The organism is Mycobacterium sp. 1274756.6 (assembly GCF_001668625.1).
Lineage (GTDB): Bacteria > Actinomycetota > Actinomycetes > Mycobacteriales > Mycobacteriaceae > Mycobacterium.
Genome location: NZ_LZLJ01000094.1, coordinates 37,906 through 57,862 on the forward strand (window position 1 = coordinate 37,906; position 19,957 = coordinate 57,862).

At 70.3% G+C, this 19,957-nt stretch carries 21 protein-coding genes; 4 read left to right on the forward strand and 17 right to left on the reverse strand.

The genetic code is table 11. The features are described from left to right. Window positions 1-13: 13 nt before the first annotated feature. From A5643_RS16685 to A5643_RS16710, 6 genes are all read right to left on the reverse strand, one after another. Complete coding sequence (locus A5643_RS16685) at window positions 14-1,627, reverse strand: AMP-binding protein (protein ID WP_066858190.1); 1,614 nt, start codon at window positions 1,625-1,627, stop codon at window positions 14-16. 61 nt (window positions 1,628-1,688) lie between these two features. Further along, window positions 1,689-2,993, reverse strand: a complete 1,305-nt coding sequence (locus tag A5643_RS16690; RefSeq protein WP_066858193.1) for a M16 family metallopeptidase — start codon at window positions 2,991-2,993, stop codon at window positions 1,689-1,691. Beyond that, entirely contained in the window at window positions 2,971-5,214 is a 2,244-nt protein-coding gene (locus A5643_RS16695; RefSeq protein WP_082949026.1) for a polyribonucleotide nucleotidyltransferase, read from the reverse strand. Before A5643_RS16695 ends, A5643_RS16690 begins: the two co-directional genes overlap by 23 nt. 310 nt (window positions 5,215-5,524) lie before the next feature. Continuing rightward, a complete protein-coding gene (lppU, locus tag A5643_RS16700) occupies window positions 5,525-6,046 on the reverse strand; it encodes an LppU family putative lipoprotein (protein WP_502686251.1) in 522 nt (173 codons plus the stop codon). After that, entirely contained in the window at window positions 6,043-6,312 is a 270-nt protein-coding gene (gene rpsO, locus A5643_RS16705) for a 30S ribosomal protein S15 (RefSeq protein WP_066858199.1), read from the reverse strand. Before rpsO ends, lppU begins: the two co-directional genes overlap by 4 nt. Window positions 6,313-6,415: 103 nt before the next feature. After that, window positions 6,416-7,390 (reverse strand): bifunctional riboflavin kinase/FAD synthetase, encoded by a 975-nt coding sequence (locus A5643_RS16710; RefSeq protein ID WP_066858202.1) that lies wholly within the window; start codon window positions 7,388-7,390, stop codon window positions 6,416-6,418. Window positions 7,391-7,433: 43 nt separating this feature from the next. Between A5643_RS16710 and mntR the strand changes: the two genes are divergently transcribed. Next, window positions 7,434-8,123, forward strand: a complete 690-nt coding sequence (mntR, locus tag A5643_RS16715; protein ID WP_066858205.1) for a manganese-binding transcriptional regulator MntR — start codon at window positions 7,434-7,436, stop codon at window positions 8,121-8,123. A gap of 11 nt (window positions 8,124-8,134) precedes the next feature. Here the strand turns inward: mntR and A5643_RS16720 are convergent, their stop codons facing one another. Continuing rightward, the gene (locus A5643_RS16720; protein ID WP_066858272.1) at window positions 8,135-8,551 is read right to left on the reverse strand and encodes a CBS domain-containing protein; all 417 of its coding nucleotides are present in this window, start codon (window positions 8,549-8,551) and stop codon (window positions 8,135-8,137) included. Between the two features lie 153 nt (window positions 8,552-8,704). Here A5643_RS16720 and A5643_RS16725 point away from each other — a divergent pair, with 153 nt between their 5' ends. Then, complete coding sequence (locus A5643_RS16725) at window positions 8,705-9,136, forward strand: type II toxin-antitoxin system Rv0910 family toxin (RefSeq protein ID WP_066858208.1); 432 nt, start codon at window positions 8,705-8,707, stop codon at window positions 9,134-9,136. Here A5643_RS16725 and A5643_RS17910 read toward each other — a convergent pair. The 6 genes from A5643_RS17910 to A5643_RS16750 all read right to left on the reverse strand — a co-directional run bounded on the left by A5643_RS17910 (window position 9,127) and on the right by A5643_RS16750 (window position 14,166). Further along, on the reverse strand, window positions 9,127-9,309 hold the full coding sequence (locus tag A5643_RS17910; RefSeq protein ID WP_082949027.1) for an SDR family NAD(P)-dependent oxidoreductase: 183 nt from the start codon (window positions 9,307-9,309) through the stop codon (window positions 9,127-9,129). The genes A5643_RS16725 and A5643_RS17910 overlap by 10 nt on opposite strands. A gap of 84 nt (window positions 9,310-9,393) precedes the next feature. Beyond that, a complete protein-coding gene (locus tag A5643_RS16730; protein WP_066858210.1) occupies window positions 9,394-10,641 on the reverse strand; it encodes an acyl-CoA dehydrogenase family protein in 1,248 nt (415 codons plus the stop codon). A 32-nt stretch (window positions 10,642-10,673) separates the two neighbouring features. Next, the gene (locus A5643_RS16735) at window positions 10,674-11,543 is read right to left on the reverse strand and encodes an SDR family oxidoreductase (RefSeq protein ID WP_066858214.1); all 870 of its coding nucleotides are present in this window, start codon (window positions 11,541-11,543) and stop codon (window positions 10,674-10,676) included. Between the two features lie 42 nt (window positions 11,544-11,585). Beyond that, window positions 11,586-12,467 (reverse strand): MaoC/PaaZ C-terminal domain-containing protein, encoded by an 882-nt coding sequence (locus tag A5643_RS16740; protein WP_066858217.1) that lies wholly within the window; start codon window positions 12,465-12,467, stop codon window positions 11,586-11,588. Between the two features lie 3 nt (window positions 12,468-12,470). Continuing rightward, window positions 12,471-12,911 carry a type II toxin-antitoxin system Rv0910 family toxin gene (locus A5643_RS16745; protein WP_066858220.1) on the reverse strand — a complete coding sequence of 147 codons (441 nt, stop codon included), beginning with the start codon at window positions 12,909-12,911 and terminating at the stop codon, window positions 12,471-12,473. A 49-nt stretch (window positions 12,912-12,960) separates the two neighbouring features. Continuing rightward, window positions 12,961-14,166, reverse strand: coding sequence for a lipid-transfer protein (locus tag A5643_RS16750; protein WP_066858223.1), 1,206 nt, complete (start codon window positions 14,164-14,166; stop codon window positions 12,961-12,963). Window positions 14,167-14,469: 303 nt separating this feature from the next. Between A5643_RS16750 and A5643_RS16755 the strand changes: the two genes are divergently transcribed. After that, window positions 14,470-16,014 carry a flavin-containing monooxygenase gene (locus tag A5643_RS16755; protein WP_066858226.1) on the forward strand — a complete coding sequence of 515 codons (1,545 nt, stop codon included), beginning with the start codon at window positions 14,470-14,472 and terminating at the stop codon, window positions 16,012-16,014. Here A5643_RS16755 and A5643_RS16760 read toward each other — a convergent pair. The 4 genes from A5643_RS16760 to pptH all read right to left on the reverse strand — a co-directional run bounded on the left by A5643_RS16760 (window position 15,993) and on the right by pptH (window position 19,241). Continuing rightward, window positions 15,993-16,652, reverse strand: coding sequence for a TetR/AcrR family transcriptional regulator (locus A5643_RS16760; RefSeq protein WP_066858229.1), 660 nt, complete (start codon window positions 16,650-16,652; stop codon window positions 15,993-15,995). The genes A5643_RS16755 and A5643_RS16760 overlap by 22 nt on opposite strands. A gap of 77 nt (window positions 16,653-16,729) precedes the next feature. Continuing rightward, window positions 16,730-17,617 carry a tRNA pseudouridine(55) synthase TruB gene (gene truB, locus A5643_RS16765; protein WP_082949028.1) on the reverse strand — a complete coding sequence of 296 codons (888 nt, stop codon included), beginning with the start codon at window positions 17,615-17,617 and terminating at the stop codon, window positions 16,730-16,732. Further along, a complete protein-coding gene (gene pptT / locus A5643_RS16770; RefSeq protein WP_066858231.1) occupies window positions 17,614-18,282 on the reverse strand; it encodes a 4'-phosphopantetheinyl transferase PptT in 669 nt (222 codons plus the stop codon). The genes truB and pptT overlap by 4 nt, the downstream gene beginning before the upstream one ends. Beyond that, window positions 18,279-19,241, reverse strand: coding sequence for an ACP phosphodiesterase PptH (pptH, locus tag A5643_RS16775; RefSeq protein ID WP_066858235.1), 963 nt, complete (start codon window positions 19,239-19,241; stop codon window positions 18,279-18,281). The genes pptT and pptH overlap by 4 nt, the downstream gene beginning before the upstream one ends. Window positions 19,242-19,366: 125 nt before the next feature. On the opposite strand from pptH, the gene A5643_RS16780 reads away from it, so the two are divergent. After that, window positions 19,367-19,942, forward strand: coding sequence for a DUF3558 domain-containing protein (locus tag A5643_RS16780; RefSeq protein WP_066858278.1), 576 nt, complete (start codon window positions 19,367-19,369; stop codon window positions 19,940-19,942). Window positions 19,943-19,957 lie beyond the last annotated feature (15 nt).

The window sequence follows — 19,957 nt, forward strand, 5'->3', positions numbered from 1 at the left end:
TTGCGCGGCGGAACTACAGACCCAGCAGCCGGACCGCCTCGCTGCGCAGGTCCACTTTGCGCACTTTGCCGGTGACCGTCATCGGGAACTCGGCGATGACGCGGACATACCGCGGGACCTTGTAGTGGGCGATCTTGCCGCGCGCGAACTCCCCGACCGCCGCGGCATCCAGCTCGGGCGCGCCGGGGCGAAGCCGGACCCAGGCGCACAGCTCCTCGCCGTAGCGGTCGTCGGGGACCCCGACCACCGCGGCGTCCGCGATGTCCGGATGGGTTTGCAGGAACTCCTCCACCTCACGCGGATAGATGTTCTCCCCGCCGCGGATCACCATCTCCTTGATGCGCCCGACGATGGTGCAGTAGCCGTCCTCGCGCATCACCGCGAGATCCCCGGAGTGCAGCCAGCCCTCGGCGTCGATGATGGCGGCGGTGAGTTGCTCGTCGGCCCAGTAGCCGCGCATCACCGAATAGCCGCGGGTGCAGAACTCGCCGGGCTGACCGCGCGGCACCGTCGCGCCGGTGGCCGGGTCGACGATCTTGATCTCCACGTGCGGGTGGACCCGGCCGACGGTCTCGGTGCGTCGCTCCAGATCGTCGTCGCAGCGGGTCTGACACGACACCGGCGAGGTTTCGGTCATGCCGTAGCAGATCGCCACCCCGGTCATGTGCATCTCGTCGCGGCATCGCTGCACCAACTCGGCCGGGCAATTCGCGCCGGACATGATCCCGGTGCGCAGCGACGTCAGGTCACGCTCGGCGAAGCCGGGTTCGGCCAGCATCGCGGCGAACATCGTCGGGACCCCGTAGACCGCGGTGCAGCGTTCGGCTTCCAGGGCGGCCAGGGTGGCCGCCGGGTCGAAACCCGGGCCGGGCAGCACGATCGTGGCGCCGTGGCTGGTGGCCCCGAGGTTGCCCATCACCATCCCGAAGCAGTGGTAGAACGGCACCGGCAGGCACAGCCGGTCCGTTGCGGTCAGGCCGAGCAGTTCGGTGACGAAGAACCCGTTGTTGAGGATGTTGCGATGCGACAGCGTCGCGCCCTTCGGGAAACCGGTGGTGCCCGAGGTGTATTGGATGTTGATCGGGTCGGAGTTGTCCAGCGCGGCGGCGCGCGCGGCCAGCCGGTCCGCACCGACCCGGTCGCCGCCGTCGAGCAGGGCGTCCCAGCCGTCGGTGCCGAGGAACACCACCTCGCGCAGTGCCGGGCAGTCGCCGCGCACGGCGGCCACCATCGCGGTGTAGTCGGAGCCTTTGAACGAGGTCGCCGAGATCAGGGTGCGCACCCGGGACTGGTTGAGCGCATACGCCAGTTCGTTGGTCCGGTAGGCGGGGTTGATGTTGACCAACACCGCGCCGATCTTGGCGGTGGCGTACTGCACCAGCACCCACTGCGGGCAGTTGGGCGCCCACATCCCGACCCGCTCGCCGCGCTCGACGCCGAGCGCCAGCAACCCCCGGGCGACCCGGTCGACCTCGGCGTTGAGCTCCCCGTAGCTCCACCGCACGCCGGCGGCGATATCGACCAGGGCTTCGGCGTCCGGGTCGGCCGCCACCGTCCGCTCGAGGTTGGCGCCGATCGTGTCCTCCAGCAGCGGAGGGCTGGAGGGTCCGGCCGCATAGGACGACATCGGTGTCGATTGTCGCCGAATTCTCCGGCGGTCGTCAGTCAACGGCCGAGGACCGGCCGGGTCAGTCGGCCAGCGCCCGCAACACCGGCGGCAGCGACCGGCGGGTGCGGTGCGGGCCGAGCACCGCCACCCCGTAGGGGCGGCGCAGCAGGCTGCGGGCGACCGCGTTGACCTCGGGCAGGCTCACCGCGTCGAGTTGGCGCAGCGTCCGGTCGAGGCTGCGGTAGCGCCCGTAGTTGAGTTCGGTGCGCCCCAGCCGGTGCATCCGCGAGGCGGAGTCCTCCAACCCCAGCACCAGGCTGCCGCGCAGCGCCCCTTTGGCGGTGCGGCATTCGGTCTCGGTGATCCCGTCCCGCGCGACCGCGTCGAGCACGTCGGCCGTCACCGCCGCGACCTCGGCGAACCGCTCCGGCTGACACGCGGCGTACACCGACAGCGCGGAGCTGTCGGCGTAGGTCTCCACCGCCGAGTACACCGTGTAGGCCAGCCCGCGGTCCTCCCGGATCTGTTGGAACAGCCGCGAACTCAGCCCGCCGCCGAGCGCGCTGTTGAGGACGGCCAGCGCCCACCGGTGCGGCCAGTGCCGGCCCGGGGCGCGCACCCCCAGCGACAGGTGGGTCTGTTCGCCGTCGCGGTGCACCAGCGCCAGGCCCGGCCGCCCGGCCACCCGGCCGGCGCCCTTGCGGGGCGGTGCGGCGGCCTTCCCGCGGGTCAGCCGCGCCCCGAAGTGGTGGCGCACCAACGCCACCACCTCGTCGTGGTCGACGTTGCCCGCCACCGCCACCACCATCCGGTCCGGGGTGTAGCGGCGGGTGTGGAACGAGCGCAGCTGGGCGCGGGTCATCGCCGCCACCGACTCGGCGGTGCCGATCACCGGCCGCCCGATCGGATGGTCGCCGAACAGGGCGGTGGCGAAGATGTCGCCGAGGGCGTCCTCGGGGTCGTCGTCGCGCAGCGCGATCTCGTCGAGTACGACGTCGCGTTCCAGCTCCACGTCGGCGGCCGCGCAGCTGCCGTTGAGCACCACGTCGGCGACCAGCTCGACCGCCAGCGCCAGGTCGGTGTCGAGCACGTGGGCGTGGTAGCAGGTGTGCTCCTTGCCGGTGAAGGCGTTGAGGTCACCGCCGACCGCGTCCATCTCCTGGGCGATCTGCGCCGCGGTGCGGCTCGGGGTGGCCTTGAACAGCAGGTGTTCCAAGAAATGCGCCGCCCCGGCCACCGTGGCGCCCTCGTCGCGCGAGCCGACCCCGACCCACACCCCCACGGACGCCGAGCGCACCGCGGGGATGTGTTCGGTGACCACCCGCAGGCCGCACACGGTGGTGCGGCGCAGCAGCCCGGCGTCAGCTGCCGGTCGTGGCGGCATCGGCCGGGGCGGTCTCCGCGGCGTCCTCGTCGACCAGCACCAGCGAGATCTTCCCGCGGTTGTCGATGTCGGCGATCTCCACCCGCAGCTTGTCGCCCACGCCGACCACGTCCTCGACCCGCGCGATGCGCTTGCCGCGGCCCAGCTTGGAGATGTGCACCAGACCGTCGCGGCCGGGCAGCAGCGACACGAACGCCCCGAAGTCGGTGGTCTTGACCACCGTGCCGAGGAACCGCTCCCCGACCTTGGGCAGCTGCGGGTTGGCGATCGCGTTGATCTTGTCGATCGCGGCCTGCGCGCTGGGCCCGTCGGTGGCGCCGACGAAGATGGTGCCGTCGTCCTCGATCGAGATCTGGGCGCCGGTCTCCTCGGTGATGGAGTTGATGATCTTGCCCTTGGGCCCGATCACCTCACCGATCTTGTCGACCGGGACCTTGATCGTGGTGACCCGCGGCGCGTACGGGCTCATCTCGTCGGGCTCGTCGATGGCCTCGGACATCACGTCCAGGATCGTCAGCCGCGCCTCCCGGGCCTGCGACAGCGCCCCGGCCAGCACCTGCGACGGGATCCCGTCGAGCTTGGTGTCCAGCTGCAGCGCGGTGACGAACTGCCGGGTGCCGGCGACCTTGAAGTCCATGTCGCCGAACGCGTCCTCGGCGCCGAGGATGTCGGTCAGCGCGACGAAGCGGCGCTCGGTGCCGCCGCCCTCAAGCTCCACGTCATCGGAGACCAGCCCCATCGCGATGCCGGCCACCGGCGCCTTCAGCGGCACCCCGGCGTTGAGCAGCGACAGGGTGGAGGCGCACACCGAGCCCATCGAGGTGGATCCGTTGGAGCTCAACGCTTCCGAGACCTGACGGATCGCGTAGGGGAACTCCTCCACGCTGGGCAGCACCGGGATCAGGGCCCGCTCGGCCAGCGCGCCGTGGCCGATCTCGCGGCGCTTGGGCGAGCCGACCCGGCCGGTCTCCCCGGTCGAGTACGGCGGGAAGTTGTAGTGGTGCATGTAGCGCTTGGAGGTCTCCGGTCCCAGCGAGTCGATCTGCTGGGCCATCTTGACCATGTCGAGGGTGGTGACGCCCATGATCTGGGTCTCGCCGCGCTCGAACAGGGCGCTGCCGTGGGCCCGCGGCACCACCGCGACCTCCGCCCCGAGCGCCCGGATGTCGGTGACACCGCGGCCGTCGATGCGGAAGTGGTCGGTCAGGATCCGCTGGCGGACCAGCTTTTTGGTCAGCGCGCGGTAGGCGGCGCCGATCTCCTTCTCCCGGCCCTCGTAGGTGCCGGCGAGCCGCTCGGCGACCTCGGCCTTGATCTCGTCGGTGCGGGCGTTGCGCTCGGCCTTGCCGGCGATGCTCAGCGCCTTGCCCAGTTCGTCGCTGGCCAGCGACGCCACCGAGTAGTAGACGTCTTCGCCGTAGTCGGGGAACAGCGGGTATTCGCCGGTGGGTTTGGCGGCGGCGTCGGCCAGTGCCCGCTGGGCCTTGCACAGCTCGGCGATGAACGGCTTGGCCGCCTCCAGGCCCTCGGCCACCACGGTCTCGGTGGGCGCTTGGGCGCCGCCCTCGACGAGCGCGAGGATGTTGTCGGTGGCCTCGGCCTCGACCATCATGATCGCCACGTCACCGTCGTCGAGGGTGCGCCCGGCCACCACCATGTCGAACACGGCCCGCTCCAGCTGGGTCACGGTGGGGAACGCCACCCAGGTGCCGTCGATGAGCGCGACGCGCACCGCGCCGACCGGGCCGGAGAACGGCAGGCCGGCCAGCTGGGTGGAGGCCGACGCGGCGTTGATCGCGACGACGTCGTAGAGCTGGTCGGGGTCCAGGCTCAGCACGGTGACGACGACCTGGATCTCGTTGCGCAGCCCGCTGACGAACGACGGGCGCAGCGGCCGGTCGATGAGCCGGCAGGTCAGGATCGCGTCGGTGGACGGCCGGCCCTCGCGCCGGAAGAAGGAGCCCGGGATGCGCCCGGCGGCGTACATCCGCTCCTCGACGTCGACGGTGAGCGGGAAGAAGTCGAAGTGGTCCTTGGGGGTTTTGCCCGCGGTGGTCGCCGACAGCAGCATGGTCTCGTCGTCGAGGTAGGCCGCGACGCTGCCCGCGGCCTGCTGGGCCAGCCGGCCGGTCTCGAAGCGGATGGTGCGGGTGCCGAAGCTCCCGTTGTCGATGGTGGCGGTCGATTCGAACACGCCGGGGTCGATTTCAGCGACAGACATAGACGTCCGTACAGCCTCTCTGGATTCTGATGGGGTTTCGCGCCGCCACGCCCGCTCGCACGGCCGGGCCTCGGCTGACGTCCCGATAGCGGCTGCGGCCATCGATCGAAGCGGCCGACCTGCCCGCGCGGGGAGCCCGGCAGCCACTACCGAAGACCGCCCGTATCCGGGCCGGCAGCACCGATGTGACACGCCGGAACGATGCACACAGGTTGCGCACACCGCACCGAATGTCCCGCGCCGAACCGACGCAGAACGTCCTTACTCTACACTCCGGGCCCCGTCATCGGGCCCGCGGCCGCCTCGGCGCTCAGCCGAGGTTCTCCACGCACACCGTGAACCGGCGTTCGGTGTAGGTGTAGCCCAGCCCGGTGCCGCACTGGTCGGCGCCGATCGCGCCGGCCTCGGCGGTGAGGATCTCGGTGGCGCGCTGCCGCGGCCGCACCGACGCGTCGTGGCAGTCCACCCGCACCGGGTCGGCGTTGCTCGCCGGGTCCACGCTCATGCAGCCGCCGAGCACCCAGTCGATGTCCAGGCAGGCGGTGCCGCCGGCGCGGTTGAACGCGTCCCGCATCGAAAACGTCGAGTCGACGTCGACCGGACAGGCCTCCCCCGCCGCCGGGGTGGCCGGGATCTTGGCGACGACCTTGAAATTGGATTCCGGGCTGCCGCACTCCACCGCGACCGCGTGGGGCCGGTCGGCGGTGCCGCCGAGGTTCACGCAGTCCCCGACCCGCAGGTCGGCGACCGCGGCGGTGTCGGCGCAGCCGACGGTTCCGGCGGCCAGGAGCAGCGCCGCGGCCAGGATGCCGGGCCGGGCGCGGCGGGTCAGCGACGCAGCCCCAGCCGTTCGATGAGCGTGCGGTACCGCGCCACGTCGACGTCGGCGACGTACTTGAGCAGCCGGCGCCGCCGGCCCACCAGCAGCAGCAGCCCGCGCCGCGAGTGGTGGTCGTGCTTGTGGGTCTTGAGGTGCTCGGTGAGGTCCTTGATGCGCTTGGTCAGCAGCGCGACCTGCGCCTCCGGCGAGCCGGTGTCGGTCTCGTGCAGGCCGTACTCGGCCAGGATCTCTTTTTTCTGCTCGGCGGTCAGCGCCACGACGATATCTCCATCGGTAGGGTTCGCGATCACGGTCTTCTCGGCGCGGCCACCGCGACCCGCAGCGCACGCCGCCGGGGAGTCTAACAGCGGCGCGGCCCGGCTAGGTAATCGCCAGCCGGGCCCGCACCTGCTCGGTGTCGGCGGTCATCGCGGCGATCAACGCGTCCACCGACGCGAACTTCTGCTGCCCGCGGACCCGGTCGACGAAGTCCACCGCGACGTGCTGGCCGTACAGGTCGGCCGACTCGTCGAGCACGAACGCCTCCACGGTGCGCTCCCGCCCGGAGAACGTCGGGTTGGTGCCCACCGACACCGCCGCCGGGTAGGCCCGGCCCGGGTGCACCGAACCGGTCACCGGCCCGGCCCCCAGCACGGTGAACCAGGCGGCGTACACCCCGTCGGCGGGGATGGCGGCGTGCATGGTGGGCGCCACGTTGGCGGTGGGAAAACCCAGGTCGGTGCCACGGCTCTCACCGCGCACCACCACTCCCTCGACGCGGTGCGGCCGGCCCAGCGCCTCGGCGGCGGTCACCATGTCGCCGGCGTCCACGCAGGCCCGGATATAGGTGGACGAGTAGGTGACGCTCTCCTTCTGATGCTCCTCGGTGACCAGCGACACCGCCGAGACCGCGAACCCGAACTGTTCCCCGCCGCGGCGCAGGGTGTCGACGTCGCCGGCGGCCTTGCGCCCGAAGGTGAAGTTCTCCCCGACCACCACCTCCACCACGTGCAGGCGCTCGACGAGCAGCTCGTGGATGTAGCGCTCCGGGGTGAGCTTCATGAAGTCGGTGGTGAACGGGATCACCAGGAACACGTCGACCCCGGCCTGCTCGGCCAGTTCGGCGCGCCGGGTCAGGGTGGTCAGCTGGGCGGGGTGGCTGCCGGGGTAGACCACTTCCATCGGGTGCGGGTCGAAGGTCATCAGCACCGTCGGGACACCGCGTTCCCGACCGGATTCGACCGCGCGCGCGACCAACTCGGCGTGGCCGCGGTGCAACCCGTCGAACACACCGATGGTCAGCACACATCGCCCCCAGTCCGTGGGGATCTCATCCTGCCCACGCCACCGTTGCACGTCGCAAGCCTACGATGCCGCCCGGTTGCCTACACTCAGCGGTGTGGCTACCGAGGATCCGAGCAGTGCGCTGACGACGGTCGCCCAGGATTACCTGAAGGTCATCTGGACCGCGCAGGAGTGGGCGCCCGAGCGGGTCAGCACCAAGCTGCTGGCCGACCGGTTGGGGGTGTCGGCGAGCACCGCCTCGGAATCCATCCGCAAGCTCGCCGACCAGGGCCTGGTCGACCACGAGAAGTACGGCGGGGTGACGTTGACCGAGTCGGGTCGGCGCGCCGCGGTGGCGATGGTGCGCCGGCACCGGCTGCTGGAGACCTATCTGGTCAACGAACTCGGCTACAGCTGGGATGAGGTCCACGACGAGGCCGAGGTGCTCGAGCACGCGGTCTCGGATCTGCTGATGGCCCGCATCGACGCGAAACTGGGCTACCCGCAGCGCGACCCGCACGGCGACCCGATCCCGGCGGCCGACGGTCAGGTGCCCGACGCCCCGGCCCGCCTGCTGTGGGACTGCGCCGACGGCGAGTCCGGGACGGTGGCGCGCATCTCCGACGCCGACCCGGAGATGTTGCGCTACTTCACCGATGTGGGGATCAACCTGGACTCCCGGCTGCAGGTGGTGACCCGCCGCGAGTTCGCCGGCATGACGTCGGTGGCGATCACCGCCGCCGACGGCAGCCGCTCCACGGTGGAACTGGGCAGCCCGGCCGCGCAAGCGATCTGGGTGGTGTAGGCCTTTTTCGCCTACAGCGGGTTGGCTTTCGCGTCGGCGCCGTAGACGCCGAGCAGGTCGCGCGCCGAGACGATCCCGATCAGCACCCCGCTGCGCTCCACCAGGATGTGGCGGATGTAGTGGTTCATCATCCGCACCGCCGCCTGGTCGATCGTGGTGTCCGCGTCACACCAGATGAGGTGCTTGCTGGCCACGTCGATCGCCCGGACGGTGGCCGGGTCGTCACCAGCGGCCACCACCGCCGCCACGTCCCGCTCGCTGACCAGCGCGGTCGGCCGCTCGTCGGCGCCGACGATGACCACACCCACCTCGCCGTGGATGATGGCCTGGGCGACATCGGCGACGGTGGCGTCGGCGGCGACGCGCACCACCGGATCGCCGGTCACCTCCGAGACCGGGATCGAGCCTGCGCTGGGTATATCTGTCATGGTTTCCATCCTCGCATCCCGCGTGGCGGGCCGCGCGCCGACCGGCCCGCGACACCGCAACCGGTCGGCTCCGCCGCCGGCCGCCGGTGCACAGCGCACGGTTCGGTCGCCGAGCTGCGGTCGCAGCGACGCTTGCTGCCTTACGATTCGGGGGTGGCCAAACTGGAGCTTTCCCGCGAACTGCCGCTCTCGGCCGATCGGGTGTGGAGCCACGCTTCGAATCTGGCCGAACTGAGCGACTGGCTGACGATGCACCAGGGGTGGCGTTGCGAGCTGCCCGAAGAGCTGACCGTCGGAACGACGTTGGTGGGGGTCGCCGGCGCCAAGGGAATGCGCAACCGGGTCACCTGGACGGTCCGCGAGGTCGATCCGCCCACCCTGCTGGAGATCACCGGCGCAGGGGTGGGTGGCACCAAATATGCGTTGGCCCTGCGCGTCGCGGCCGCGGGTGAGCGGTCACGGTTCACGGTGCGCATCGACATGGGTGGTCGTCCGCTGTTCGGGCCCATCGGGGCCGCCGCGGTGCGAGCCGTCAGAGGTGACATCGAGCGTTCGATCGCCCGCTTCGAGGAGCTCTACTGCTGAACCCCACGGCCCCCCGGCCTTGGCCGCCAGGTAACCGCTGACCGCCGGCCCGGCGCGGCAGCGGGGTCGCGGTCCACGACCGCCACCCGGGCATCCAGCACGGACAGCTCACGCGCCACCGCGGCTCCGATGCCGTGCGCGCCACCGGTGACCAGGACCGCTTTACCGCGCACTCGGGCTCCCGCGTGCGCCGCCGGTGATCGCGACTACCCGCCCGCGCAACGGCGTTCTCATCGTTGTGCTCCGCACCGCGCCGGTCAGTCCGTCAGCAACCCCTTGGCGATGTGGGTGATCTGCACCTCGTTGCTGCCGGCGTAGATCATCAGTGATTTGGCGTCGCGGGCCAGCTGCTCCACCCGGTATTCGGCCATATAGCCGTTGCCGCCAAACAGTTGCACCGCCTCCATCGCGACGTCGGTGGCGGCTTGCGAGGAGTACAGCTTCATCGCCGACGCCTCGGCCAGGGTGGGGATCTTGCCGGCCTGCAGCCGCTCCAGCGTCTGGAAGACCATGTTCTGCACGTTAATCCGGGCCACCTCCATCTGGGCGAGTTTGAGCTGGATCAGCTGGAACTGGCCGATGTTCTGCCCCCACAGGGTGCGGGTCTTGGCGTAATCCACGCAGAGCCGGTGGCATTCGTTGATGATGCCCAGCGCCATCAGCGCGATGCCGACCCGCTCGGCGACGAAGTTGGCCCGCGCGCTCTCCCGGCCGTCACCGCCGCCGTGCTGTTCGGTCTCCCCGAGCAGCCGATCCGGGGACAGGCGCACCCGGTCGAAGAACAGCTCCCCGGTCGGCGAGGACATCATGCCCATCTTCTTGAACGCCTTGCCCTGGGTGAGCCCCGGCATGCCGGCGTCGAGCACGAAGGTGAGCACCGGGCGGTTGCGGCGGTCGGTGCCCGAACCGTCGTCGAGTTTGGCGTAGACCACCAGTACGTCGGCGTCGGGGCCGTTGGTGATGAACGTCTTCTGCCCGGTGAGAATGTAGTCCGCGCCGTCGCGGCGCACCGTGGTGGTCATGCCGCCGAAGGCGTCCGAACCGGAGTCGGGTTCGGTGATCGCCCAGCAGGCGATCTTCTCCAGCGTCATCAGCTCGGGCAGCCAGCGCTCCTTCTGCGCCAGGGTGCCGCGGCTCATGATCGTGGCCGCGCCCAGCCCCAGGCTCACCCCGACGGTGGACAGCAGCCCGATGCTCACCCCGGACAGTTCGGCCACCAGCACCGCGGCCATCGACAGCTGACCGGCCATGTCACCGAGCCCGCCGGACTCCGACTTCTCCGCGGCCGGGGCGCCGTCGGCCTTGGCGCGCTGCTTCTCGAGCATGTTCTTGACGGCTTCGCCGGCCATCACGTCGAGGCCGAACTCGCTGAACAGTTTCCGCGCGATCGGGTACGGCGACAGCGCACCGGTCTCCAGGTCGTCGAGGTGTGGGCGGATCTCCTTGTCGATGAACGCGCGCATCGTGTCGCGCATGATGATGTCGGTCTCGGACCACTCGAACATTCGTCGTTCTCCTGTCGTCGTTCCGGCCGGCGCTACTGGGGCAGCCGGGCGGCGATGTCGTCGATCTCCCAGAGCCCGTCGGTTTCGATGGTCTCGGTGTCATGCCAGCCGGACAGCCGCGAGATGGCCCCGCCCTGCACGGCGAAGACCGTCCCGGTGACCGGGCATTTCTCGGTGGCCAGATAGGCCACCAGCGGGGAGATGTTGGCCGGGGCGAACAGGTCCAGTTCCCCGTCGTCCGGTTCGGCCATCAGCGCACCCATGCCGGGGGTGGCCAGGGTGAGCCGGGTGCGCGCGATCGGGGCGATGGCGTTGACCCGTACCCCGTAGCGGTCGAGTTCCTCCGCGGCGATCAGCGTCAGCGCGGCGATCCCGGCCTTGGCCGCGCCGTAGTTGGCCTGTCCGGCGTTGGGCAGGGTCACCCCCGAGCCCGAGGCGGTGTTGATAACCGCGGCGTTGGGCTGATCACCGGCCTTGGCTTGGGCTTTCCAGTACTCCGCGGCGTGGCGCAGCATCGCGAAATGCCCCTTGAGGTGCACGTCGATGACGGCGTCCCACTGGGATTCGGTCATGCCGGCCAGGAACGCGTCGCGCAGGATGCCGGCGTTGTTGACCAGCACGTCGAGCCGGCCGAACTCCGCGACCGCCTGGGCGGCCAGGCCGGCGGCGGCGTCCCAGTCGGCGATGCTGTCGGTGTTGGCCACCGCCCGCCCGCCGGCGGCGACAATCTCCTCGACCACCTGCTGGGCCGGCCCGGCGTCGGCGCCTTCGCCGGTGTTGTCGCCGCCGAGGTCGTTGACCACCACGGCCGCGCCCTCCCGGGCGAACAGCAGCGCGTGCTCGCGTCCGATGCCGCGACCGGCGCCGGTGATGATCGCGACGCGCCCTTCCAAAGCTCCCATGGCTTGTCTCCTTGTGTGTTGCGACGGTGTCTGGTCGGGTGTCTAGTCGGTGAGGACGGCCAGGCCGTCGGTGATGGCGAATTCGTCGGCGCCCACCCGGGCCGTCTCGAAGGCGTACCTGGTGGCGCCGCCCGCCGAACCCACCTTCCAGATCGCGGTCTCCAAGTCGTCGCCCGGCAGCACCATCTTGGCGAACCGGACCGCTAACCGCTTGAGTCGGTTGACATCTGAGCCGCCCACCTCGGTGAGCACCGCCCATGAGGTGAACGCCATCGTGCACAGCCCGTGGGCGATGATGCCGGGCAGCCCGGCGTCTCGCGCGACCTCCTCGTCCAGGTGGATCGGCATCGGGTCACCGGCCGCCGGTGCGTACCGGAAGGTCTGGTCGTCGTCGACGTGCTGCACCACGTGGGCCGCCGGAGGCCGCTCGCGCAGCGTGGGATCGAACTTGTGCGGCGGGCTCAACTCGCCGATCTTCTTGCCCGCGTTGTGCCCGCGGAAGAAACACGTCACATACTGCTCGTTGACCAGTTCGCCGTCCTCGGTGCGGCATTCCAGGTGGATGGCTGCGCGGGTGCCGTTCTCCAGCCCCTCATAGCCGGTCATCCGGCCGCGGGAGACCAGCCGGTCCCCCGGGCGGATCGGGCGGTGGAAGCGGAAGTCCTGCTCGCCGTGCACGACGCGCGGGATCAACTCCACCGGCGCGACCTCGACGGCGGGGACGAGCAGGGATTCGAAGACCGGCACGATCGCGAAGACCGGCGGGGCGATGTCGCCGGCCCGGTGCGCCGCGATCGGGTCGTTGGTCGCCTCGGCGTAGGCGACGATGCGTTCGGCGGTGACCTCGAAACGGTCCTCGTCGGACCAGGTGTTCAGGGCGCTGTCGTCGAACGCGAGGTCCTGGTCGAGTGCGGAATCGGTCATCGGTCAGGCCGCCTGGGCGGCCAGCGCCTCGAGTTGAGCCAGGGTCTTGTCGAGTTGTTTGGCCCCGTCCTTCTCCACCGCTTTGCCCAGCGCACCCTTGATCAGGGCGCCCTCGAAGTCCCCGGCCACGGTGAACTCCGACCCGTCGCCGGCCGGTGTGACGGAGAATTCGAAGTTGCACTTCACCCCGGCCATCCCGGTTCCGGACATCCGCAGGGTCGTCGGGGCGTCGACCTGCTCGATCTTCCATTCGATCTTGTTGGCCATGCCGAGCATCACGATCTTGGCGACCAGAGTGTCGCCTTCGCTGAGCGTCGCAGGCGGTTCCGCCAGCCACTTCTCGTGGATGGTGAACCACTTGTCCCAGCCGGCGAGGTCACTGATGGTGTCCCACAGCGCCTGCGGGCTGACCGAGAGTTGTCTGGTGGCTTCGATGTGTCCCATGGGTTTCTCCTTCGGAGTCGAGGTGGTGGATCGAGGGTGATGGGTCGGATCAGCGTTCGGCGCGCTGGTAGGCGGTGATGACGGCGGCGCCGCCGAGGCCGATGTTGTGCTGCAGCGCCGCGGTGACGGCTTCGACCTGGCGGTTCTCGGCGGTGCCGCGCAGTTGCCAGGTCAACTCGGCGCACTGCGCCAGGCCGGTGGCGCCCAGCGGGTGGCCCTTGGAGATCAGCCCACCGGACGGGTTGACCACCCACCGGCCGCCGTAGGTGGTGTCGTTGTTGTCGATGAGCTTGGGTGCGTCGCCCTCGGCGCACAGCCCCAGCGCTTCATACAGCAGCAGTTCGTTGGCCGAGAAACAGTCGTGCAACTCGATGACCTGGAAGTCCTCCGGCCCCAGCCCGGACTGGTCGTAGACGCGGCGGGCGGCTTGGACGTTCATGTCGTAGCCGATCAGGTTCTTGGCGGTGCCGTCGAAGGTGGAGGCGAAGTCGGTGGTCATCGACTGTCCGACGATCTCCACGGCCCGGTCGGCCAGGCCGTGCCGGTCGACGAACCGCTCGGAGGCCAGGATCGCCGCTCCGGAGCCGTCGGAGGTCGGTGAGCACTGCAGTTTGGTCAGCGGGTCGTAGATCATCCGCGACGCCAGGATGTCCTCGAGGGTGTAGGCGTCCTGGAACTGCGCGTACGGGTTGTTCACCGAATGCTGGTGGTTCTTGTAGCCGATCTTGGCGAAATGCTCGGCGGTGGAACCGTGTTCCTTCATGTGCTCGCGTCCGGCCGCCCCGAACATCCACGGCGCGGGCGGGAACAGCACCTCGGAGATCTCGGCCAGCGCCAGGATGTGTTTCTCCATCGGCTGGGCCCGGTCGTCGTAGGAGGCTTCCAGCGAGCCGGGTTTCATCTTCTCGAAGCCCAGCGCCATGGTGCAGTCGGCCAGGCCACCGCGGATCGCCTGGGCGGCCAGGTACAGCGCGGCGGAACCGGTCGAACAGTTGTTGTTGACGTTGACGATCGGGATCCCGGTCATCCCCAGCTCGTAGAGGGCGCGCTGCCCCGAGGTGGACTCCCCGTAGACGTAGCCCACGTAGCCCTGCTCGACCGCGGTGTAGTCGATGCCCGCGTCGGCCAGGGCGTTGGTGCCGGACTCCCGGGCCATGTCCGGGTAGTCCCAGGCCGAGCCGTCCTCGCCCCGCCGGCGGCCCGGCTTCTCGAACTTCGTCATGCCGACGCCGATCACGAACACTCTGTTTGCCATGCGATTCCTTCCGGTAGCCGGCGCGCCGTTGCGGCCAGACGTCCAGCGACGCCGTGGCATGAAACATACACACCGGAATGTATTTGTGTAAACGGTGCGGGGCCGCGCGTCGCGCCGCCGCGTTCGCCGGCCGCGGCGCCCGAATCGGTGTAGAACCGTTGCGAGCAGCGTCTTCACCGACCGGTTCGCGACACCGTGACGTTGCCATTGACAAATGGCAGCAGTTTCGATTGCCTGGGTTGGCTCACCGCGCGCCGCGGTAGATACCTACCGGCGCGCACGTCGCGACGAAAGCGAGGGTCCATGCCCGCTCCCCGAGCCGAGGCTCCGACCGACCCCGAGATCGAGTCCCTCGACCACGAGATCGTGGTGATCGGCGCCGGTTTCGCCGGTATCGGCGCGGCGATCAAGTTGGCTCGGGCCGGCTTCGACGACTTCGTCATCCTCGAGGCCGGCGACGACGTCGGCGGGACCTGGCACTGGAACACCTATCCGGGCATCGCGGTGGACATCCCGTCGTTCTGCTACCAGTACTCCTTCGAGAAGCGCGCGGACTGGTCGCGCACCTACGCCCCGGGCAACGAACTCAAGGCCTACGCCACCCACTGCGTCGCCAAATACGGGCTGGGCCCGCGGCTGCGGTTCAACACCACCGTCACCGCTGCGGAGTTCGACGCCGACCGCCGCCGGTGGCGCTTGACCACCGCCACCGGCGACCGGTGCACGGCGCGGTTCGTGATCAACGCCTGCGGGATCCTGACCCAACCGGTCATCCCCGACATCCCCGGCGCGACCGAGTTCGGCGGGGCCACCATGCACACCGCCCGCTGGGACCACGACCAGTCGTTGCGCGGCAAGCGGGTCGGCATCATCGGCACCGGCGCCTCCGCGGTGCAGGTGATCCCGGCGATCGCCGCCGACGTCGGGCAGCTCACCGTGTTCCAGCGCACCCCGATCTGGTGCCTGCCGAAACCCGATGTGGCCCTGCCCCGTCCGGCGCAGTGGCTGCTCGACCGGGTGCCCGCCGCGCAGTGGGGCTCATGGCTGGCCGCCCAGCTGTTCGTGGAGTTCACCTTCCCCATCCCCGCGCACTACCAAAGCGCGATCCCCCGGTTCCTGCCGATCAGCCACGCGTTGGCCCGGCGCTATCTGCGCAGCCAGGTGCGCGATCCGCAGGTGCGCGACAAGCTCACCCCGCGCTACGGGCTGGGCTGCAAGCGGCCCAGCTTCCACAACTCCTACCTGGCCACCTTCAACCGGCCCAACGTGTTCCTGGAGACCACCCCGATCACCGCGATCAACCAGGCCGGGGTGCGGGTGGACGATGGCGCCCAACCCGATGGCACCCAGCACGACCTCGACGTGCTGATCTTCGCCACCGGTTTCAAGGTGATGGACCCCGACAACATGCCGACCTATGCGCTGCGTGGCCTGGACGGCACCGAGCTGGGCGCGTTCTGGGACGAGCACCGGCTGCAGGCCTACCACGGGGTCAGTGTGCCCGGTTACCCCAACCACTTCTCGATCATCGGCCCCTACGGCTACAACGGGTCGTCGTATTTCAACCTGATCGAGGCCCAGACCGACCACATCATGCGGTGTCTGCGGCATGCCCGCACTCGCGGCGCCGACTACGTCGAGGTGTCCCGGGAGGCCAACGACCGGTTCTTCGCCGAGATGATGCGCCGCAGGCGCGGGCAGATCTTCTGGCAGGACAGCTGCGCGGCGGCCAACAGTTACTACTTCGACAAGCACGGCGACGTGCCGTTGCGCCCGGCGACCTCGCTGGAGGTGGCCTGGCGCAGCCGCAGTTTCCGGCTCGAGGACTATCTGTTCCGCGCCGGCTGACCGGTCGACAACGGCGGGATCCGGTCGGCCATCAGCGCGCGCAGGTCGGTGCAGGCCCGCTCCCAGCGCCGCCGGGCCCGGTCGGTGTCGCCGTCGACGAACCCGGCGACCAGGATGCCGCGCAGCACGTCCATGGCGGTGTAGACCAGGTTGCGCAGTTCTTTCTGGGCGGGGTGCTCGGGCAGCAGCTGGGCGATCGCCGCGATCAGCGTGCTGTTGACGATCGGCTCCATCCGGGCGATGTGCCCGGCGAGCACCGGGTCGGTGCGGGCGGCCACCCACAGTTCCATGGTCGCGACGAACAGCGGCCCCTGGTGGGATTCCCACAGGAATTCCAGCACGGCCGCGACCGGGTCGGGGCTCGAGCGGACCCGGCCGACGTCGCGGACCGCGCTTTGCACCCGTTGCTGGGCCAGGTGTTCCACGGCGGCGACGACCAGGTCCTCCTTGGACCGGAAGTGGTGGATCTGGGCGCCGCGGGTGACCCCGGCGGTTTCCGCGATGCGCGGGGTGGTGGTGCCGGCATAGCCGTAGGAGACCAGGCAGTCGATGGTGGCGTCGAGCAGTCGGGTGCGCATCGCCGCGCTGCGTTCGGCCTGGGTGCGTCGCATCCGTTGCTCCTCGACGCCGGTCGCCATCGTCGGTCCTTCCGCGCGGGCCTGCCGGCCCACCCTAACCCACCGCGGTTGGATACCGTCCGGAACGTATCTTCGGCCTACAGCGTGGCCGGGCGGATCACCACCACCGAGCGGGTGCGCTCCCCGGCGTCTTCGAGCAGGGCGATCACCCGGCCGTCGGACGCCGTCGCCGCGTAGATGCCGTCGATGCCGGCCGCACCCAGCGCCCGGCCGTGTCCGGCCGACTCGGCTTCGGCGTCGGTCAGGTCGCGGCGCGCAAACGCCTGCAGGCAGGCCGCATCCAGGGTGTAGCTCAGCGACGGCTGGTCGGCCAGCTGCTCCAGCGTGCGGGCCTCGGTCAGCCCGAACCGGCCCGAGCGGGTGCGCCGCAGCGCGGTGAGGTGCCCGCCGACGCCGAGCCGCTCCCCCAGGTCGCGGGCCAGCGCCCGCACGTAGGTGCCCGCCGAGCACTCCACCGCGACATCCAGGTCGATGGTGTCGGCGTTGCGGCGCAGCCCCAGCGCCTCGAAGCGCTCGATGCGCACCGGGCGGGCGGCCAACCGCACCTCGCGGCCCTCCCGGGCCAGTCGGTAGGCGCGCTGGCCGTCGACTTTGACGGCGCTGACCGCCGAGGGGACCTGCGCGATGTCGCCGCGCAGCCCGGCGATCGCCGCCTCGATCGCGGTCTCGTCGAGCCGGCCCGCCGGGATTGTTGAGAGCAGTTCGCCGTCGGCGTCCTCGGTGCTGGTGGTCTGGCCCAGCCGGATGGTCGCGGTGTAGGCCTTGGCGTCGGCGGTGAGCAGCCCGAGGATCTTGGTGGCGCGTTCCACCCCGATCACCAGCACCCCGGTGGCCATCGGGTCGAGGGTGCCGGCGTGGCCGACCTTGCGGGTGGCGAAGAAGCGGCGGCAGCGGGCCACCACGTCGTGGCTGGTCATGCCGGCCGGCTTGTCGACGATCACCAGCCCGGGTCCGGTCGTGTTCACAGCGTGATCGCCGTCAGGACCAGGCCCCGCCCGATCGACCAGCGGCCGCGCAGCACGGTCAGCGGCGGCCCGCTGCGTGCGGCCGGATCGATCAGGATCTCGGAGGTGAAGCTGCCCGCGCTGCCGGTCTCGTCGGTCTCAAACGTGATGTGGGCGTCTTCGAAGCCCAGCCACCGCTGCGTCAGCGGGAACCAGGCCTTATACGTTGCCTCCTTGGCGCAGAACAGGATCCGGTCCCAGTGCAGGCCGGCGGGCAGGGCGGCGATGGCGTCGCGTTCGGCGGGCAGGCTGATCGCGTCGAGCACCCCGCCGGGCAGCACGTCGTGCGGTTCGGCGTCGATGCCCACCGAGCGCACCTCGCCGTCGCGGGCGACCACCGCACCGCGGTAGCCCGCGGTGTGGGTGAGGCTGCCGACCACCCCGGCGGGCCAGCGGGGCTGGCCCTTGTCGCCCTTGAGGATCGGCACCGGGGGCAGGCCCAGCTCCGCCAGCGCCGCCCGCGCACACGCCCGCACCGTGATGAACTCGTTGCGCCGCTTGGGCACCGAGCGTTCGATGAGCGGCTCCTCCTCGGGCAGGGCGCGCAGCTCCGGCGGGTCGTCGTAGCGTTCGGCGGCGGCCAGCCCGGCCCGGCTCGGCAGCACAGTCGAGAGCAGCAGGTTCATCGGCCCCGCCTGCCGCGGGCCCGCTCGGCGAAGCGTTCGGAGGCGGCCCGCATCTCCGGGGTGATCATGAAATGCCCGCCGAACTCGTTGAGATAGCCCGGGGCGTACTGCGGGTCCGGCAGGATCTGGCGCAGCCAGCGGTAGGGCTTGCGCCGCCGCCACTCCCGCGGGTAGCCGACCGAGACCTCCTCGAAGCGCACCTCGTCGTACCAGGTGGTGCGCGGGATGTGCAGGTGCCCGTAGACGCTGCACACCGCGTTGTAGCGGGTGTGCCAGTCCGCGGTGGCGGTGGTGCCGCACCACAGCGAGAACTCCGGGTAGAACAGCACCTCGCAGGGGTCGCGCACCAGCGGGAAGTGGTTGACCAGCACCGTCGGGGTCATCCAGTCCAGCTCCTCCAGCCGGGCCTGGGTGGCGGCCACCCGCTCGCGGCACCAGGCGTCGCGGGTGGCGTAGGGCTCACTGGACAGCAGGAACTCGTCGGTGGCCACCACGTTGGCGGCCCGGGCGATCGCCAGGCCCTCGGCTTTGCTGGTCGCCCCGGCCGGCAGGAACGTGTAGTCGTAGAGCAGGAACATCGGCACGATGGTGGCCGGGCCGCCCTGCTCGGTCCAGACCGGGAACGGGTGTTCGGGGGTGACGATGCCCATCGCGTCGCACATCTCGACCAGGTAGTCGTAGCGGGCCCGGCCGAACACCTGCATCGGGTCCTTGCCGGTGGTCCACAGTTCGTGGTTGCCGGGCACCCAGATGACCTTGGCGAAGCGCCGGCGCAGCAGATCCAGGGACCAGCGGATGTCGTCGGTGCGTTCGGCGACGTCGCCGGCCACGATCAGCCAGTCCTCCGGGGAGGACGGGTACAGCGATTCGGTGACCGACTTGTTGCCGACGTGCCCGGTGTGCAGGTCCGATACCGCCCACAGGGTGGGGCGCGTCTCGCCCGTCCGCTGCGCTGCCACAGTGCCCCAGGGTAACGGGGCGGCGCGCGCCGCGGCCCGCGGTGACCGGTTCGGGCCTTTGCCGATGGCCCCGGTCGGCCGACTTGTACACTCCCGGCAACGATCGAGTCGAGGCAAGGGGTGTGATGGTCGCCAAGGTGCGTCTGTTCGCGGCGCTGGCGGCGCTGGTGCTGGCGGTGGTGCTGGTCGCGCAGAGCGCGCCGCCGGCCGGGACCGACGCGGCGGCGGTGCAGTTGCGCTCCACCGACGTGCCGATCACCACCACGATCAAAAGCCCGATCGCGAACCTGACCGACCCGAAGCCGTTCGAGCCGTGTGACGACATCCCGTTCGACGTGGTGGCCGGGCTGGGGCTGGCCTACACCCCGCCGGAGCCGGAGACCCCGATGCGGTGCCACTACGACGCGGGCAACTACCAGCTGGCGGTGGAGGCGATCATCTGGCGCACCTACGCCGAGACGCTGCCCGCCGACGCGTTGGAGACCACCATCAACGGCCACCGGGCCGCCGAGTACTGGGTGATGAAACCCACCGACTGGAACAACCGGTGGTGGGTGACCTGCATGGTGACGTTCAAGACCAGCTACGGGGTGATCCAGCAGTCGCTGTTCTACTCGCCGGTCTACTCCAACCCGCAGCCGGACTGCATGGCCACCAACCGCGAGCGCGCCGAACAGCTTTCGCCGTTCTACAAGTTCTGACGCGGTCGCATCGCG

Bases quoted from the DNA above. Each gene is read 5' to 3' on its own strand.
- A5643_RS16685 (WP_066858190.1), bottom strand. From the start codon at position 1,627: ATGTCGTCCTATGCGGCCGGACCCTCCAGCCCTCCGCTGCTGGAGGAC.
- A5643_RS16690 (WP_066858193.1), bottom strand. From the start codon at position 2,993: ATGCCGCCACGACCGGCAGCTGACGCCGGGCTGCTGCGCCGCACCACC.
- A5643_RS16695 (WP_082949026.1), bottom strand. From the start codon at position 5,214: ATGTCTGTCGCTGAAATCGACCCCGGCGTGTTCGAATCGACCGCCACC.
- A5643_RS16720 (WP_066858272.1), bottom strand. From the start codon at position 8,551: ATGACAGATATACCCAGCGCAGGCTCGATCCCGGTCTCGGAGGTGACC.
- A5643_RS16730 (WP_066858210.1), bottom strand. From the start codon at position 10,641: ATGTTCGAGTGGTCCGAGACCGACATCATCATGCGCGACACGATGCGC.
- A5643_RS16735 (WP_066858214.1), bottom strand. From the start codon at position 11,543: ATGGGAGCTTTGGAAGGGCGCGTCGCGATCATCACCGGCGCCGGTCGC.
- A5643_RS16740 (WP_066858217.1), bottom strand. From the start codon at position 12,467: ATGACCGATTCCGCACTCGACCAGGACCTCGCGTTCGACGACAGCGCC.
- A5643_RS16745 (WP_066858220.1), bottom strand. From the start codon at position 12,911: ATGGGACACATCGAAGCCACCAGACAACTCTCGGTCAGCCCGCAGGCG.
- A5643_RS16750 (WP_066858223.1), bottom strand. From the start codon at position 14,166: ATGGCAAACAGAGTGTTCGTGATCGGCGTCGGCATGACGAAGTTCGAG.
- A5643_RS16755 (WP_066858226.1), top strand. From the start codon at position 14,470: ATGCCCGCTCCCCGAGCCGAGGCTCCGACCGACCCCGAGATCGAGTCC.
- A5643_RS16760 (WP_066858229.1), bottom strand. From the start codon at position 16,652: ATGGCGACCGGCGTCGAGGAGCAACGGATGCGACGCACCCAGGCCGAA.
- pptT (WP_066858231.1), bottom strand. From the start codon at position 18,282: ATGAACCTGCTGCTCTCGACTGTGCTGCCGAGCCGGGCCGGGCTGGCC.
- A5643_RS16780 (WP_066858278.1), top strand. From the start codon at position 19,367: ATGGTCGCCAAGGTGCGTCTGTTCGCGGCGCTGGCGGCGCTGGTGCTG.